This window comes from Thermodesulfovibrio aggregans, from assembly GCF_001514535.1.
In the GTDB taxonomy this organism is placed as follows: Bacteria; Nitrospirota; Thermodesulfovibrionia; order Thermodesulfovibrionales; family Thermodesulfovibrionaceae; genus Thermodesulfovibrio; species Thermodesulfovibrio aggregans.
The window spans coordinates 330,001-345,786 of sequence record NZ_BCNO01000001.1; the positions used below are offsets into that span (position 1 = coordinate 330,001).

A 15,786-nucleotide genomic window follows, 5' to 3' on the forward strand; every position below is an offset into this window, starting at 1 on the left:
GATAGCTGCTCAGCTCATGGAAAAGGCTATGGAGTACGGGATTCCTCTGGAAGACATATATCTTGATCCATTAGTTTTACAGATCTCAACTTCTCAAAATCAAGCAAAAGAAGTTTTAAGAGCCGTAAAACTTTTTCAAGAGTTAAATGATCCTCCAATGAAAACAATAGTTGGACTTAGCAACCTCTCAAATGGATGTCCAAAGCATCTACGGGCTATTTTAAATAGACACTTTCTTGCTCTTCTGATGTATGAAGGACTTTCAGCTGCTATCGTAAATCCCTCTGAAGTTATTGAGACTATAAAAACAATAGAAATCATAATGGGTAAAACACTTTATGCCCATTCCTATCTTGAGATTTAAGGAGTGAAAATGAGTTTCTCAATTCCTAAAGAGACCTATTCAGGGAAAATTCCTGAAATCAATTTTGGAAAAGAAAGGAAAGCTTTCTTTGGTGGAGAATCTGCCCTTCCCTTTCACTTTTTTGAAGGAGAATTTCCCCATAAACCTTTGATTGCCTTTGAGATTGAGGATGCTGTCCCTGATGACTATCCTGATGAGCTTGCCAAGCTCTATTCTTCAGTGTGGGATGATCCAGTAAGATGGGCTAAGTATTGCGAGTCTTTGGGAGCAGAGGCAATTGCGCTGAGACTTATGAGCACCCATCCTGACAGCAAAGATTCGAAACCTGAAGAGGCTGCTGATGTAGTAAAAAAAGTTCTCTCTCAGATAGATTTACCTTTGATAATTCTTGGGAGTAATCATACTGAAAAAGATGCCGAAGTTCTGCCTGTAGTGGCTGATGCTTCAAGAGATTATAACTGCATAATTGGAAAGGCACAGGAAGGAAATTATAAAACTGTAGCAGCTGCTGCAATTGCGGGAAGGCATAGTCTTATTGCTATGTCTGAGCTTGATGTAAATCTTGCAAAGCAGTTAAATATTTTGATTACCCAGATAGGATTTCCAAGAGAGAGAATAATTATTGATCCCATGTGCTCTGCACTTGGATATGGTTTTGAATACACCTACTCTGTAATGGAGAGAATAAAAATTGCAGGACTTATACAGGCAGATCAGATGCTTTCTGTTCCAATGGTTGCTGATGTGGGCTTTTATGTGTGGAAAACAAAAGAAGTGCAGGCTACTGAACAAGAGATTCCAGAGTGGGGAAGTCGTTATGAAAGAGCTATTATGTGGGAAACTGTAACAGCCTGTTCGTTCCTGCTTTCCGGTGCAGAACTTTTAATAATGAGGCATCCAGAGGCAATAAAAATAACAAAAAAGTTTATAGAGGATATATATGGCACTTACAGGAATAGAAATATTTAAACTTCTTCCAAAAACAAACTGTAAAAAATGTGGTTTTCCTACTTGCCTTGCCTTTGCAATGAAAGTAGCTCAGGGGCAGGCAAAAATTGAGCAATGTCCAGAAGCATCAGCAGAGGTAATAGAAAAACTTAAAGAAGCATCAACCCCTGCAATAAGGGGAATTGTTTTTGGCACAGAAAACCAATCCATAAAAATCGGAGAAGAACAGTGTCTTTTCAGGCATGAAAAAAAGTTCTTCAATTCCCCAGTTCTTGCATTAAAAATAAAAGACACAGATGAAAAATTAGAGGAAAAACTGAATGATGTTTTAAACTCTCAAATTGAAAGAGTTGGTGAAATACTCAGAATTGATGCAATTTTTCTTGAAAATGAGTCCAATGAACCATTGAAATTCAAAGAAGCAGTAGAAAAGATAATTACCGGAGCTCAGATACCCATGATACTTGGAACATTTAATCCAGACTCAGCAGATTTAGTCTTAAGCAGTTTCCCTAAAATTAAACCAATTCTTTACGGAGTTTCCGAAGAAAACATTGATAAAATGCTAAATATAGCTAAAAAATACGATGTTCCGCTCACAGTTACTGCAAAGGGATTGGATAAAGTAATTTCACTTAATGAAAAAATTATGAGTTCAGGATTTGACAAGTTACTTATTGATACTCAACCTGAAAGCGCTATTGAACTTCTCACTGACAACACAATTATAAGGCGTGCTTCATTGAAAAAGAGAGTTAGAGCACTTGGTTTTCCAATAGTAACAGTTCTTAAAGAAGATGATCCATTTTATGAGACAGTTCTTGCCTCAGTTGCTATTCTTAAATATTCATCTGTGGTTGTTTTAAATGAAATTCCGAGATGGAAAAATCTTATTCTTTTTACGCTGAGACAGAACATATATTCAGACCCACAGGTTCCCATGCAGGTAAAGCAAGACATATACAAAGTGGGAGAACCTGATGAGAGTAGTCCCATTATAGTTACCACCAACTTTGCTTTAACTTATTTTCTTGTAAAAGGAGAGATAGAAAACAGCAAAGTTCCTGCATGGCTTGCAATAATGGATTGTGATGGTCTAAGCGTTCTTACTGCATGGGCAGCAGGCAAGTTTTCAGCGAGCAAGATTGCTCAGTTTATAAAGGAAAGCGGCATTGAAGAAAGGTTAAATCACAGAGAACTCATTATTCCAGGATATGTTGCCATGCTTAAAGGCGCCATTGAGGATAAACTTCCTGACTGGAAGGTTATTGTGGGAACAAAAGAAGCAAGTGGAATTCCCGCTTTTTTGAGAAATTATGTAAGGAGTAAAGGATGATAGATAAATTAATTGAAATAGCAAGTAAGGGCTCTGAAAACTTACTTAAAGAAACAGAAGAGAAATTGAAAAGAGTGCTATCAGAAAAAGGGGAAAACTTCAACTTTGAACTTCCTGATACAGCCTATGGACTTCCTCTTATTTATGCTTTAGAGGGATTCAAAATCAATAATCTTTCAGAGATTAAAAAATTTTTTGAAGGAATAAAAGGACAACTCAGTCAAACAACTGATATAGTAACTTTTGCATTAAATTATCTTTACATTTCAGAGATTTCAGTTACTTTGGACTACATAACATCATCTCAAAGTGAGCCATTTTATGGATTTCTTGGAGACACAATTCAGAGAACTCTTGGAGTTCAGCTTGTTGATGGCAGAATCCCTGCAGTGGCGGTTTTGCTTGGCAGACTTGAGGATGACAAACTTCTTTCAATAGTTAAAGAACTTCAGGAAAAAAGGATTCTCACTTTTCTAATCGGTCCTGTTGCAGATGAATTCGTTAAAACAGGTGAAAGATACGGCTTTGAAGCCTATATAGTACCCGTTGGCACAGAAACAGAGCATACAGTTTTTGTTATTGACTGGGCTGTAAGGGCATCGTTGATTTTTGGGGGACAAACCGCTGGAGATAAAGATGCAATTATTGATTATGTAAGAAAGAGAGTTAATGCCTTTGCTATAGCCTTTGGAAACCTTAATGAAAGAGCAGTTGCCATGGCATTGGGAGCTGCTGTGCTGGCAATTCCGGTGATAACTGACCAGAGCTTGCCGGATGTTTCAATCCCTGAAATTGCTGAGTATCCTCTTTTGACTTCAGAAAAAGAACTTTCAAAGATTGTCAGGAAAGCGATTGAGACAAGGGGATTAAAGATAGTTGTGGAAAAACCTCCTATTCCTGTTTCCTATGGTCCAGCTTTTGAAGGTGAAAGAGTGAGGAAGGAAGACACTTTTATAGAGTTTGGCGGGCAGAAAACCCCTGCATTTGAATGGGTCAGAATGATGGAGGCTTCAGAGGTTGAAGATGAAAAGGTTGAGATAATCGGCACAGACTGGTGTAGCCGTTATGAACAGGGCGGTAGAATGCCCCTTGGAATTATCGTAAATGTGGCAGGCAAAAAGATGCAGAAAGATTTTGAACCTGTTATAGAGCGTCAGATTCATACATTCATAAATGAAGCTGAAGGACTCTGGCATATTGGTCAGAGAGACATAAACTGGATAAGAATAAGCAAAAAAGCAAAGCAAGCAGGCATAAGCCTTGAACATCTTGGATTGATAATAATGAGCATGACAAAGGCAAGATTTCGCAGCATCGTTGACAGGGTTGAAGTTTTGCTCTATGTTGATGAAAAGGATGTTTTAGAATTGAGAGAAGAGGCGAGGAAAGAGTACAGGAAAAGAGACCTCAGGCTTGCCTCACTTGTTGATGAAGAGGTTGAAGAGTTTTATTCCTGTTTACTCTGTCAGAGTTTTGCCCCAAAACATGTATGCGTGATTACACCCGAACGTCCAGGACTCTGCGGAGCCTTTACATGGCTTGATGCAAAAGCAGCTTATGAAATTGAGCCAACAGGTGGAAACCAGCCTGTGCAAAAAGGTGAACTCATTGATCCTGTTTATGGAAGATACAGCGGAGTTGATGAGTATGTAAAGAAACATTCAGGTGGAGAAATTGAAACAATAAATCTTTACTCAATCATGGAAAATCCCATGACTTCATGCGGATGTTTTGAATGCATTGTTGCAGTTGTGCCTGAAGCAAATGGAGTTTTAATAGTAAATCGTGGATACAGTGGTATGACACCTATCGGAATGAAGTTTTCCACAATTGCAGGAATGATTGGTGGAGGAGTTCAGACGCCGGGATTTATGGGAGTTGGTGTAAACTACATTACTTCAAGAAAGTTTCTCAAAGGTGATGGTGGTATAAAAAGAATTGTCTGGATGCCAAAAGAATTAAAAGAGAGAATAAAAGAGAACTTTCAAAAAAGAGCAGAGGAAGAAGGTGTGCCTGATCTTCTTCAGAAAATTGCCGATGAGACAGTCTGTGAAGATGTTGAGTGCCTGATTGATTATCTCTCTCAAGTTGGACATCCTGCCTTAGAGATGGAACCGATAATAAAATAAGTCGAAATTTTTTTAAAGACGTATTATATTTGTAAAGTTCGTACCATTCTCGGAATTAATAAAATAAAAAATGGCGGCGAAGGGATTCGAACCCCTGACACGACGGATATGAGCCGTCTGCTCTGACCAGCTGAGCTACGCCGCCAAACATAAATAATATATCAAAATCATCCCTCTTTTGGCAAATATTTAACCGCTTATTTATCAGGCTTCTGGATAAATTTTTGTACTCAGAATGAAATAATTTTTCCAGCGTAGTGACGGTTATGCTGTAGCAAGAACTCGCTCTTCAAGCCTCTGAATTCTTATAAGCACGTCGTCAATTACTTCTTTCTGAGAGAGTGCTTTATTAAGGTCTCCTCTTATATGCGTCACCGCATTAAATAATTCATCAATACGTTTGTTTGTCTCGTTAATTCTCCTGTTAGTCTCATCAATTCGCTGAGTATTTGCAATGATTTCGGATTTGAGCTCTACTCTGAGTGCATCAATTCGTTTGTTGGTCTCATCAATTCGCTGAGTATTTGCCATTATCTCAGCTTTGAGCTCTACCCTGAGTTCATCAATGCGCTTGTTGGTTTCATCAATTCGCTTGTTGGTCTCGTCAATTCGTTTGTTGGTCTCATCAATTGCCCTTCTTATGTCCCTGATTTCAGACTCAATATTTGCCTGCCTTGACTCAAGAGAGTTCATCCTTGCATTAATTGATTGAATGGCAATAGCAAATCCTTCAAGCTGTCCTGTAACTGTGGCTTTGAAGTCTCTGAATTCCTCTTTTAATTCTCCAAGAATTAGGTCTTTAAGTTTAGTTGCAATGGCTTCGATATCCATCAGAGAACCTCCAAAATTTTTTTAATTATACCATTTTACTTTTTTATCTGTCATTGCTCTCCCCCCTGTCATATCGAGGGCATTTTTCCCTGTCACTCGTTTTTTCCTATTCATTGCTTTTTTCCCTATAATTGCTTTTGCGAGGTCATTTTTTCCCTGTCATTGCGAGGAGCGTCAGCGACGAAGCAATCCCCACCGTCCGTCATTGCGAGCCGAAGGCGAAGCAATCTCGCCTTTTAATATCACGGAGTCCTTCTGACTGCTCCTAGTGACACTATGGCGTCATTGCGAGGAAGCCGAGCCAGAGGCGAGGCTGACGAAGCAATCCCCACAGTCCGTCATTGCGAGCCGAAGGCAAGCAATCTCATCCTTTCATTATCGCAAGAAGTCAGAGACTGCTTCGGGACATTGAGTCCCTCGCAGTGACTGAAAGGTTGGAATTGTAGGGATGAGAGATTCCTCGGGGCGTCGAGCCCCTCGGAATGACAAGAAAAGGATTGAATCACTCGCAGTGACGGAAAAGGTGGTATTGTAGGGATGAGAGATTCCTCGGGGCATCGAACCCCTCGGAATGACAAAAAAGAAAGACATCGAGTCACTCGGAATGACATAGAAAGCGTCATTGCGAGGAGCGTCAGCGACGAAGCAATCCCCACAGTCCGTCATTGCGAGCCGAAGGCGAAGCAATCTCGCCTCATAAAATGTCATCATATAAATCCTTCCATTGAGGATTGAATTTATTTATCAACTCAATCTTCTTCCTTCTACTGCCTCCTTTGATTTGTTTTTCCCTCATGATTGCATCAGTTATATTCTCATAAACCTCATAATAAACAAGTTTCACCACATTGTACTTCTTTGTAAATCCATCGGCAAGTTTGTTTTTATGCTCATATACTCTCTTTTTAAGGTCAGAGGTAACACCGGTATAAAGCACTGTATTGGCAGGATTTGTCATTATATAGACATAGCCTTTTTTAGACATGGGAATATTTTATCATAGTTGAGGGAGTGAGAGATTCCTCGGGGCATTGAGCCCCTCGGAATGACAAAAAAGAAAGACATCGAGTCACTCGGAATGACAAAGAAAGCGTCATTGCGAGGAGCGTCAGCGATGAAGCAATCTCCACAGTCCGTCATTGCGAGCCGAAGGCGAAGCAATCTCGCCTTTTCATTATCGCAGGAAGTCAGAGACTGCTTTGGAACATTGAGTCCCTCGCAGTGACGGAAAGGGTGGAATTGTAGGAGTGAGAGATTCCTCGGGGCTTCGAGCCCCTCGGAATGACAGAGAAAAAACATCGAGTCACTTGGAATGACGGAAAAAGCGTCATTGCGAGGAAGCCGAGCCAGAGGCGAGGCTGACGAAGCAATATCATCCTTTCATTATCGCAGGAAGTCAGAGACTGCTTTGGAACATTGAGTCCCTCGCAGTGACGGAAAGGGTGGAATTGAGGGAGTGAGAGATTCCTCGGGGCATTGAGCCCCTCGGAATGACAAGAAAAAAAACATTGAGTCACTTGGAATGACAGAGAAAAGGCAATAAAAAAGGCGGGGGGAGGGCCCCGCCTTATGACGAACACGGTGCGTTGTCTTTTGTTTTAGAAGTTGAGCTGGATGCCGTGTCTTACTGCCCAGGCATCATCAGCATCTTTGCCACCAGCGAGTTTGTAAGCATCGCCAGGCCAGAAGTATCCACCCTCTACCCAGTACTTGAGACCTTTGTCAATCTGATAGGTTACCTTTGCATCAACTTCCCAGCCAAGGTCTTTGTCTGGAGAAGGTGCGGTTCCTGTTCCTACATTCTTATTGATTGCTACATCTTCAACTGCTCTTAACCAGTAACCATAAAGCTCTGCCTTGAGGTCCTTTGTAATGTCATAGGCACCGCCGAATTTTACGTACTGGGTGTTGCAGAGACCTGTTCTTGAGTTAGCACCAAAGTTACATGCAGAAGGTGCTAAATATTCATATATGAATGTATAGTGCTGTTCCTGACCAAGTGCTGTGATGAATGCTTTAATATCCTCTGAATCGTCATTGCCACTACCGATTGCATACTCTGCGGTAAGTGTTAATGGTATTGTCTTGAATTTGTAGTCAAGTCCTGCAAGAGCTGCCCAGCCTTTGAACTTTGGATCGTGTCCTGTTGTTCTATCTAATTTACCTGTCTGAAACTCTACATCAGCTCTAAAGTTCAAGCCTGTTCCAGCAATGTCATCAACATTGCCTCTTAAACCAAAGTTCCAGAGGTGGATAGAAGAATTTGTAAGGTCTTCAAAATTTTGTGGCTTTTTACTAGAGATAAAATTATTGTCTAAATTTAAATAATATCCTCTCAAATTCTGGTCATCAACATATGTTACATCTGCGCTTAAGCCAAAGCCTTTACCTGCATAGGCTGCAAGAATTCCGTATGCTGTTGAGTCATCGTTAAGAGTTTCACTACCCTCTCTGAATTTGATTGTGTGAGCTGCAATGGTAAGCTCTTTCATTGGCTGAACGAATACGAGGATTGCATCATCACCAAAGTATGTGTGATCAAAGAAGAGACCATACCCGAGCTTAATGAGCTGGCGGCCTACTTTAAATCCTGCTGGAACACCAAGAAGTCCTGAACCCTGATACTGAATCCATGCCTGACGAATTGTTACATTGGACTCTTTTGTGTTACCAAAAGCATAGTTACCTCTTGCACCACCTGCCTGAGAACCCCAATTAACATTGTCTGTGTCATATGTTCCACTTTGCAGTTCAACATATCCAGTTGTATTTGGAGATACCTTAGCTTCCATATTGAGTATTACACGATAGTCGTAGTAAGACTTGGAATCTTCATAAGTATCATCTTCCTTTACATTCAAATTTTTTCCATACATTCCTCTGAATCTCAGCTCACCGCCGAGGGTTATCTGGGTTTTTCCTTTTGCGATGACTGCTGTTGTGTCTGATGGGATTTCTGCCGGTGCTGCATAGCTGAGTGCAGCAAGACCCAAGAGAAGAACCAATACTGCTAAAATACTTGCATATTTTTTCACTTCCTAACCTCCATCGGTTAGTTCAGTTACACCGCCAAGGGCGGTGGTAAGGCATTAAGATTGAGTTTGCTTCGTCGCTAACGCTCCTCGCAATGACTGGAAGGGAAACTCCTCCCAATGACTAAGGAATATACTCCTCGCAATGATGAGGAAGAATCTCCTTGCAATCATTGAGGAGTTAGCGACTGAGAATTTGGGGGTTACCCCATGCACCGTGTTCGTCTTATCACCTCCTTTTTTGAGTGTAAGTTTTTAGACATTTTATCATACTTTTTTTTCCCTGTCAAGGGGTATGGGATTGCTTCGTCGCTGACGCTCCTCGCAATGACACTTTTTCTGTCATTCCTAGTGACTCGATGTTTTTTTCTCCGTCATTCCGAGGGGCTCGATGCCCCGAGGAATCTCTCTCTCCCCACAATACCACATTTTCTGTCACTGCGAGGGACTCGATGTCCCGAAGCAGTCTCTGACTTCCTGCGATAATGAAAAGAGGAGATTGCTTCGTCAGCCTCGCCTCTGGCTCGGCTTCCTCGCAATGACGCCCATAGTGTCAATAGGAGCAGTCAGAAGGACTCCGTGATATTAAAATGAGAGATTGCTTCGCCTTCGGCTCGCAATGACAGGAAAGGGGCGCTCGCAATGACAGGAAAAAGGTGCTCGCAATGACGGACTGTGGGGATTGCTTCGTCGCTGACGCTCCTCGCAATGACAGGAAAAGGAAGTTCCTTACAATGAAAGAAAGGGGAGGCGCTCGCAAGGACTGAGAGAGACGCACCTCGTAATTGCATCCCTTGAGATTGTCCTGTCATATCAACGGAATAAATAACTATTTCAAAGAACAACAATCACCACACACTCATGCAATTTGAGTGCCAGATAAAATGTAAGGATTTTGCGAGTTTTGTTTGCAGGCTATGTATATTTTTTTAGACAGTTGTTGAAAAAAGTATACAATGAAGTTTCCCCAAAATAATAGGCGCGGAGGGGATCGAACCCACGACCTCTTCCGCGTCAAGGAAGCGCTCTCCCACTGAGCTACGCGCCTTAAGTATTGTTAATTATAAATAATTTTCTGTTCCAATTGTCAACTGGTAAAATAAAAATTGTGAAATTCCTCTTGACAAAGTCGTCTCAGATAGAAAAGAATTAGAACAAAAAATAAAATTACAAAGGAGGCTTAGCATGTTTAAAGGTTCAATGGTGGCAATTGTTACACCTTTTAAAAATGGAAAAGTGGACGAAAAGGCTCTTGAGGAACTCATAGAGTGGCACATAAAAGAAGGTACACACGCCATTGTGCCATGTGGCACTACTGGAGAGGCATCAACTCTTGACTATGAAGAGCACTACAGAGTTATTGAAATTACTGTAAAGGTGGTAAACAAACGAGTTCCTGTTATTGCTGGAACTGGCTCAAACTCAACTGAAGAGGCGATAATGATTGCTCGTAAAGCAGAACAACTCGGTGCGGATGGTTCTCTTTCCGTTACTCCTTACTATAACAAGCCTACTCAGGAAGGTCTTTACAGGCATTTCAAAGAGATTGCAGACAAAACAGGGCTGCCAATGATTCTCTACAATGTACCCGGAAGAACTTCTGTAAACATGTTGCCAGAGACAGTGGCTCGTCTTGCCGAGCATCCAAGAATAGTGGGAATTAAAGAGGCTACAGGAGACATGAAACAGGTGAGTCAGATTATTAGACTCTGTGGAAGCGATTTTGCTGTTATCTCTGGAGATGACTTTACAAATCTACCTCTTCTTGCTCTCGGTGGAAGAGGTTTCATCTCAGTTACTGCAAATGTTTGTCCAAAAGATGTGGCTGAACTATTTAATTCATGGGAAAGAGGAGATATTTCCAGAGCAAGGGAAATTCACTACAAGCTTGAACCAATTAATAAAGCAATGTTTATTGAGACAAATCCGATTCCTGTTAAAACAGCTCTTGCAATGATGGGTAAAATAAAGGAAGAGTTCAGACTTCCTCTTTGTGAGATGTCTGAGACAAATAAACAAAAGCTTGCTGAGGTTTTGCGTAGCGCCGATCTTATCAGCTAAATGATTGAAGAATTAAGAATTAAAAACTTTGCAATCATTGATAGTCTCTCAATTCAGTTGAAAGAGGGGTTTAATGTTATTACCGGTGAGACAGGAGCTGGAAAATCAATAATTGTTGATGCAATTGGAGTTTTACTTAAAGAAAAAATATCAGCCGCTGATTTTGTAAAACACGGTAAAAATGAGGCTATTGTGGAGGTTGTGCTCGGTGATGTAAGGATTTCTGAGTCAGATGAGGATTTTGTAATTCTCAAGAGAGTCATCCCTGTTAATGGAAAAACAAAGTCTTATGTTAATGATTCAATTTATACATCTCAAGGATTTGTTAAAGTTGCATCCCAGTTTATAAACATTCATGGGCAGCATGAGCATACTTATCTTTTAAGGAGAGAGAATCACATTGATTTTTTTGACACAATCACAGGATTAACTGAAGAGGTAAAGAATTTTACCGAAATCTATGAAAAAGTTGTCAAATTAAGAGAAAAAGTTGAATCCCTAAAAAATGAACTTATCGCAAAAAAGCAGAGAAAGGAACTCATTGAGTTTCAACTTAGGGAGATTGAATCTGCCCAGCTCAGAGAGGGAGAAGAAGAGGAGTTGAATGAACAGAGGAGAATACTTAAAAATGTTCTTAAGCTTAAAGAGCTTGCTGAAGATGCATTCAGCCTTCTTTATGACGGTAAGAACTCAGTTCATGAAAATCTCTCTAAAACACTCATGGTTATCAAAGAACTTCTTCGTTTTGATTCAAAGGCAGAGGAGATAAAAAATCTTATTGAATCAAGTCTTGCACAGATTGATGAATCTATTTATTCTTTACGAAAACTAAAAGACACCTATGAGCCAGATCCTTTTACCCTTGAAAAAATAGAGGAAAGACTTACTCTTATAAACAGGCTTAAGTCTAAATATGGCAGTTCTGTTGGAGAGATTATTGAATACGGAAAAAACATAGAAAAGGAACTGAGCAGTATCAGTATTTCAGAGGATGAGATGAAAAAACTTCAGGAGGAGCTTGTAAGTCTGGAGGCTGAAATGGATAAAAAAGCAGAGGAGATTTCAATGAAGAGAAAAAAGCTTGCAGCAAAGGTTGAAACTCTGGTTAATGAAGAGCTTAAAGAGGTAGGATTCAGTAATCCCAGATTTGAAGTAAAGATCAGAGAAAGAGAAATATGGCCAAAAGGTAAAGACGATCTGGAGTTTTATTTTTCGGCAAATCCCGGAGAGCCACCAAAACCTCTGAGCAAGGTTGCCTCAGGAGGGGAACTTTCCCGTCTTATGCTTGCCCTTAAGTGTGTGGAACTAAAGGAGGCTAAAAAAGACATAAAATCAATGACTTTGATATTTGACGAGATTGATTCAGGAGTCGGAGGAACTGTGGCAGAAAATGTGGGTAAGCGACTTCGTGAACTTGCAAGGCATCATCAGGTAATTTGCGTAACTCATCTTCCACAGATTGCAGCAAAAGCTCAGCATCATCTGAAAGTGGAAAAAATTATATGGGATGAGAAGACTACTGTAAAAGTTGAATTGCTAAATAAAGCTAAGAGAAAAGAAGAAATCGCCCGCATGCTGAGCGGAAGGATTACGGAAAGTTCACTCTTTCACGCTGAGGAACTCCTTCAGGGTTGAGTTTCTTTAAGATAGGCATTAATGAAATTTCGTATTTGTCTTAGAAATTCCTCTATATCGTTGAGATTATTCCTGACAATCTTAAATAACTCTGCTGGAGTTATTTCTCTGTAAAAATGAACCATTCTATTACGATAACCTGCCATCATAAATAGTTTTTCTGAAAGTTCCTGTGTGACAATTCCCTTCTTACCCAGTTCTTTGGCAATTTTTTTATATTCAAGCTCTTTATAACCGTAGGTTTTTGCCAGAATGTGTCTGCCAATATCAAATATAGCTTCAAGAGTTCTTCTAAGATAGCTTTCAACAAAAGCTGGATTTCTCTTATCGGAAAGAAATTCCTCTTCATCCATGACTTGAAATGACCTTAATTCATTGAGGCATTCCTCAATAAAGCCAATTAGATTAATTATTCGCTTTATATTCAAACTGGAAATAACCATTATCTATTGCCTCTAAAATGTCTTCTATAAATTCTTTTTGCTTGAAAGCCAGATCAGAAGCTTTTTTCATGATAAGTTCTTCGTATTCATCGGCAAAATTTTCATCTTTTGCATAAATACGGATTCCCTTTATTATCTCATACTGGAAAAGTGAGTCCTGCTCATGCATGAATACGAGGTCTATCTCAAAAGGCTCAAAGAGAATTGAGAAATCCCTGTAAAGCTCTCCATAGGTGAGAATTGGATTATCAGGGAGTTCTTCAAAATAAACGGCAACATCGAGGTCTGAGTAAGGCTCTGAAGAAACCTCATATCCATCAATATATCTCTTACCTGCCTCAGCCTGAGAGCCAAAAAGATAAATCATAGAAATTTTGTATTTTTCGGCAATTTCAGTAATTGAAAGCATATGATTATGATACCACTTTTTATTTAACCCTTAACAACAATATTTACGAGTTTGCCTTTGACAGGAATTACTTTGAGGATTTCTTTTCCATCTATCCACTGCTTTACTTTTTCATCATCAAGGGCTATTTTTACAACTTCTTCATCGGTCATGCCCTGAGGAATCATCATCTTTGAACGAACTTTGCCGTTTATCTGGACAACAAGCTCAATCATCTGCTCTCTGGCAAGCTCTTCATCGTATGGTGGCCAGGGTTGTTCAAGGATGAATCCCTTTTCACCGCTCTCTCTCCATAGCTCCTCAGCAATGTGTGGTGCAAAGGGACTGAGAAGTATAAGAAAGTTTTTGAGGGCTAATTTGAATACTCGGCGTTCTTCGTCGGTTTTTGGTTCATAGTTGTAAACCTCGTTTACAAACTCCATAAGCCTTGCAATTGCTGTGTTGAACTGATATTCCTTTTCAATGTCAAGGGTTACACGCTTTATTGTTCTGTGTATGAGGCTGAGGATAGAGGATGGAGATTCCTCGGCACGTTGTGCCTCGGAATGACGGGTAGAAGGCTCTAAATCACTATCTATCTCTTTTAACCATTTATGATGTTTATAAACAAGGGCATAAACTCTCTTTAGAAATCTGTGTGCGCCTTCAACTCCCTGAGAGGACCACTCAAGGTCTTTTTCAGGTGGAGCTGCAAAAAGGGTGAAGACTCTTACTGTGTCTGTTCCGTAAGTCTCTATCATCTCATCTGGGTCAACGATGTTTTTCTTTGACTTTGACATCTTTTCAACCCTGCCCACAGAAACAGGCTTTCCACAGTGAATGCATTTTCCATCCTTCACTTCTTTTGGGAAAAGCCATTCGTGTTCAGGACAGCGATAACTTTCCATGCAAACCATTCCCTGAGTAAGAAGCCTCTGAAAGGGTTCATCAAAGGGAACAATCCCAAGATCACGAAGCACCTTTGTAAAAAATCTTGCATAAAGCAGATGAAGCACTGCATGCTCAATTCCACCAATGTACTGGTCAACGGGCATCCAGTATTTTATTTTTTCTCTGTGAAAAGCTTCTTCCTCACGAAGAGAGCAGTATCTTACAAAATACCATGAGGAATCGACAAAGGTATCCATAGTGTCAGTTTCTCTTCGGGCATCTCTGCCACAGCGTGGACATTTTGTCCTGTAAAATTCATCGACATATTTAAGAGGAGACTCACCCTTGCCTGTTAGGTTCACATTTTCAGGAAGAATAACCGGTAAATCTTCTTCAGGCACAGGAACAATGCCACAGTGATCACAGTATATTATTGGAATTGGTGTACCCCAGTAGCGCTGTCTTGAGATTCCCCAGTCACGAAGTCTGTAATTGACTGTTTTCTTGCCAAGACCTTTTTGCTCAATGTAGTCTGCCACTGCTTTCTTGCCCTCTTTTGATGGAAGACCTGAAAATGCTCCTGAGTTAACCATGACTCCCTCTTCTTCATATGCCTCTGTGAGAGGTTCGGTCAAATCTTTATCCACAGGCTTTATAACGACTTTTATGGGGAGTCCGTATCTTACGGCAAATTCAAAATCCCTCTGGTCATGGGCTGGAACACTCATTATTGCACCTGTTCCATACTCCATTAGCACAAAATTGGCAATCCATATGGGAACTTTTTCTCCATTAAGAGGATTTATTGCGTATCTGCCTGTGAATACTCCTTCTTTGACTTCAGGCTCACGCTGAAGCTTTCTTATTTTTTTTAAAGCCTCCTTGTCATCACAAAGTCTCTCAGCAAGTGGATGCTCTGGTGAGATACACATAAAAGTTACACCAAAGATCGTATCAGGACGGGTTGTAAAGATTCTCAAGACTTCATTCATTCCCTCAATTGGAAAGTCAACCTCAACGCCTTCACTTTTTCCAATCCAGTTACGTTGCATTGTGAGAACCTTCTCAGGCCAGCCAGTGAGCCTGTCACAGTCCTTGAGTAACTCTTCAGCATATGCAGTGATTTTCAGAAACCACTGCTCAAGCTCCTTTTGCTCAACAGAGGATTCACATCTCCAGCAGGCACCATCAATCACCTGCTCATTGGCAAGAACTGTTGCACAGGAAGGGCACCAGTTAACAAAGGATGATTTTCTGTAGGCAAGCCCCTTTTCATAAAGCTTGAGAAATATCCATTGATTCCATCGGTAGTATTCAGGAGTGCATGTGGTTACCTCACGTCTCCAGTCATAGCTCAAGCCAAGTTTTATAAGCTGGGATTTCATGTATTCTATGTTTTCGTATGTCCATTTTGCTGGATGTACACCGTGTTTTATGGCTGCGTTTTCAGCAGGAAGTCCGAAGGCATCCCATCCCATTGGATGAAGCACACTAAAGCCTTTCATCCTTTTGTATCTTGCAATAACATCACCAATTGCATAGTTACGCACATGCCCCATGTGAATTTTCCCTGACGGATATGGAAACATCTCAAGACAGTAAAATTTAGGCTTTGAAGGAGACTCGTCAACTTCAAAAACTCTGTTTTTGAGCCATTCATCCTGCCACTTTTTCTCTATGGTTTTAAAATCATAGTTTTGCCTCATGGTGCCTCCAGAAAAACAATTT

12 protein-coding genes and 2 tRNA genes (1 of these 14 only partly in view) are annotated in these 15,786 nt (G+C 40.5%); 6 read left to right on the top strand and 8 right to left on the bottom strand.

Translation table 11 applies throughout. The features are described 5' to 3' along the window. The 4 genes in view from TAGGR_RS01590 to acsB are tightly spaced (at most 9 nt apart) and all read left to right on the top strand, a layout consistent with a single transcriptional unit that may run on beyond the window. Positions 1 to 364 carry the 3' end of a dihydropteroate synthase gene (locus TAGGR_RS01590; protein WP_059175616.1) on the top strand. It extends 419 nt beyond the left edge of the window, so the window shows 364 of its 783 coding nt (coding positions 420–783); the start codon falls outside the window, past its left edge; the stop codon is at positions 362 to 364. Between the two features lie 9 nt (positions 365 to 373). Continuing rightward, positions 374 to 1,333 carry an acetyl-CoA decarbonylase/synthase complex subunit delta gene (locus tag TAGGR_RS01595; RefSeq protein ID WP_059175617.1) on the top strand — a complete coding sequence of 320 codons (960 nt, stop codon included), beginning with the start codon at positions 374 to 376 and terminating at the stop codon, positions 1,331 to 1,333. Then, complete coding sequence (acsC, locus tag TAGGR_RS01600) at positions 1,305 to 2,648, top strand: acetyl-CoA decarbonylase/synthase complex subunit gamma (RefSeq protein WP_082673519.1); 1,344 nt, start codon at positions 1,305 to 1,307, stop codon at positions 2,646 to 2,648. Before TAGGR_RS01595 ends, acsC begins: the two co-directional genes overlap by 29 nt. Continuing rightward, on the top strand, positions 2,645 to 4,777 hold the full coding sequence (gene acsB / locus TAGGR_RS01605) for an acetyl-CoA decarbonylase/synthase complex subunit alpha/beta (protein WP_059175619.1): 2,133 nt from the start codon (positions 2,645 to 2,647) through the stop codon (positions 4,775 to 4,777). Before acsC ends, acsB begins: the two co-directional genes overlap by 4 nt. A 71-nt stretch (positions 4,778 to 4,848) precedes the next feature. Here acsB and TAGGR_RS01610 read toward each other — a convergent pair. The 5 genes from TAGGR_RS01610 to TAGGR_RS01630 all read right to left on the bottom strand — a co-directional run bounded on the left by TAGGR_RS01610 (position 4,849) and on the right by TAGGR_RS01630 (position 9,688). Next, a tRNA-Met gene (locus tag TAGGR_RS01610) sits at positions 4,849 to 4,922 on the bottom strand. Positions 4,923 to 5,041: 119 nt separating this feature from the next. Further along, positions 5,042 to 5,608: a hypothetical protein gene (locus TAGGR_RS01615; RefSeq protein ID WP_059175620.1), complete on the bottom strand. Its 567-nt coding sequence runs from the start codon at positions 5,606 to 5,608 to the stop codon at positions 5,042 to 5,044. A 694-nt stretch (positions 5,609 to 6,302) separates the two neighbouring features. Continuing rightward, positions 6,303 to 6,593: a GIY-YIG nuclease family protein gene (locus tag TAGGR_RS01620; RefSeq protein ID WP_059175621.1), complete on the bottom strand. Its 291-nt coding sequence runs from the start codon at positions 6,591 to 6,593 to the stop codon at positions 6,303 to 6,305. 613 nt (positions 6,594 to 7,206) lie between these two features. Next, complete coding sequence (locus TAGGR_RS01625) at positions 7,207 to 8,643, bottom strand: alginate export family protein (RefSeq protein WP_059175622.1); 1,437 nt, start codon at positions 8,641 to 8,643, stop codon at positions 7,207 to 7,209. Between the two features lie 973 nt (positions 8,644 to 9,616). Continuing rightward, a tRNA-Val gene (locus tag TAGGR_RS01630) sits at positions 9,617 to 9,688 on the bottom strand. A 137-nt stretch (positions 9,689 to 9,825) separates the two neighbouring features. On the opposite strand from TAGGR_RS01630, the gene dapA reads away from it, so the two are divergent. Continuing rightward, positions 9,826 to 10,701: a 4-hydroxy-tetrahydrodipicolinate synthase gene (dapA, locus tag TAGGR_RS01635; protein WP_059175623.1), complete on the top strand. Its 876-nt coding sequence runs from the start codon at positions 9,826 to 9,828 to the stop codon at positions 10,699 to 10,701. Further along, positions 10,702 to 12,336, top strand: a complete 1,635-nt coding sequence (gene recN / locus TAGGR_RS01640) for a DNA repair protein RecN (RefSeq protein ID WP_059175624.1) — start codon at positions 10,702 to 10,704, stop codon at positions 12,334 to 12,336. On the opposite strand, the gene hepT is transcribed toward recN, so the two are convergent. From hepT to leuS, 3 genes are read right to left on the bottom strand one after another with little or no spacing between them, the layout of a single operon-like run. Then, positions 12,327 to 12,779 carry a type VII toxin-antitoxin system HepT family RNase toxin gene (gene hepT, locus TAGGR_RS01645; protein ID WP_059175625.1) on the bottom strand — a complete coding sequence of 151 codons (453 nt, stop codon included), beginning with the start codon at positions 12,777 to 12,779 and terminating at the stop codon, positions 12,327 to 12,329. The genes recN and hepT overlap by 10 nt on opposite strands. Continuing rightward, a complete protein-coding gene (locus TAGGR_RS01650) occupies positions 12,742 to 13,188 on the bottom strand; it encodes a nucleotidyltransferase domain-containing protein (RefSeq protein WP_059175626.1) in 447 nt (148 codons plus the stop codon). The genes hepT and TAGGR_RS01650 overlap by 38 nt, the downstream gene beginning before the upstream one ends. Before the next feature lie 23 nt (positions 13,189 to 13,211). Next, entirely contained in the window at positions 13,212 to 15,764 is a 2,553-nt protein-coding gene (leuS, locus tag TAGGR_RS01655; protein WP_059175627.1) for a leucine--tRNA ligase, read from the bottom strand. Positions 15,765 to 15,786 lie beyond the last annotated feature (22 nt).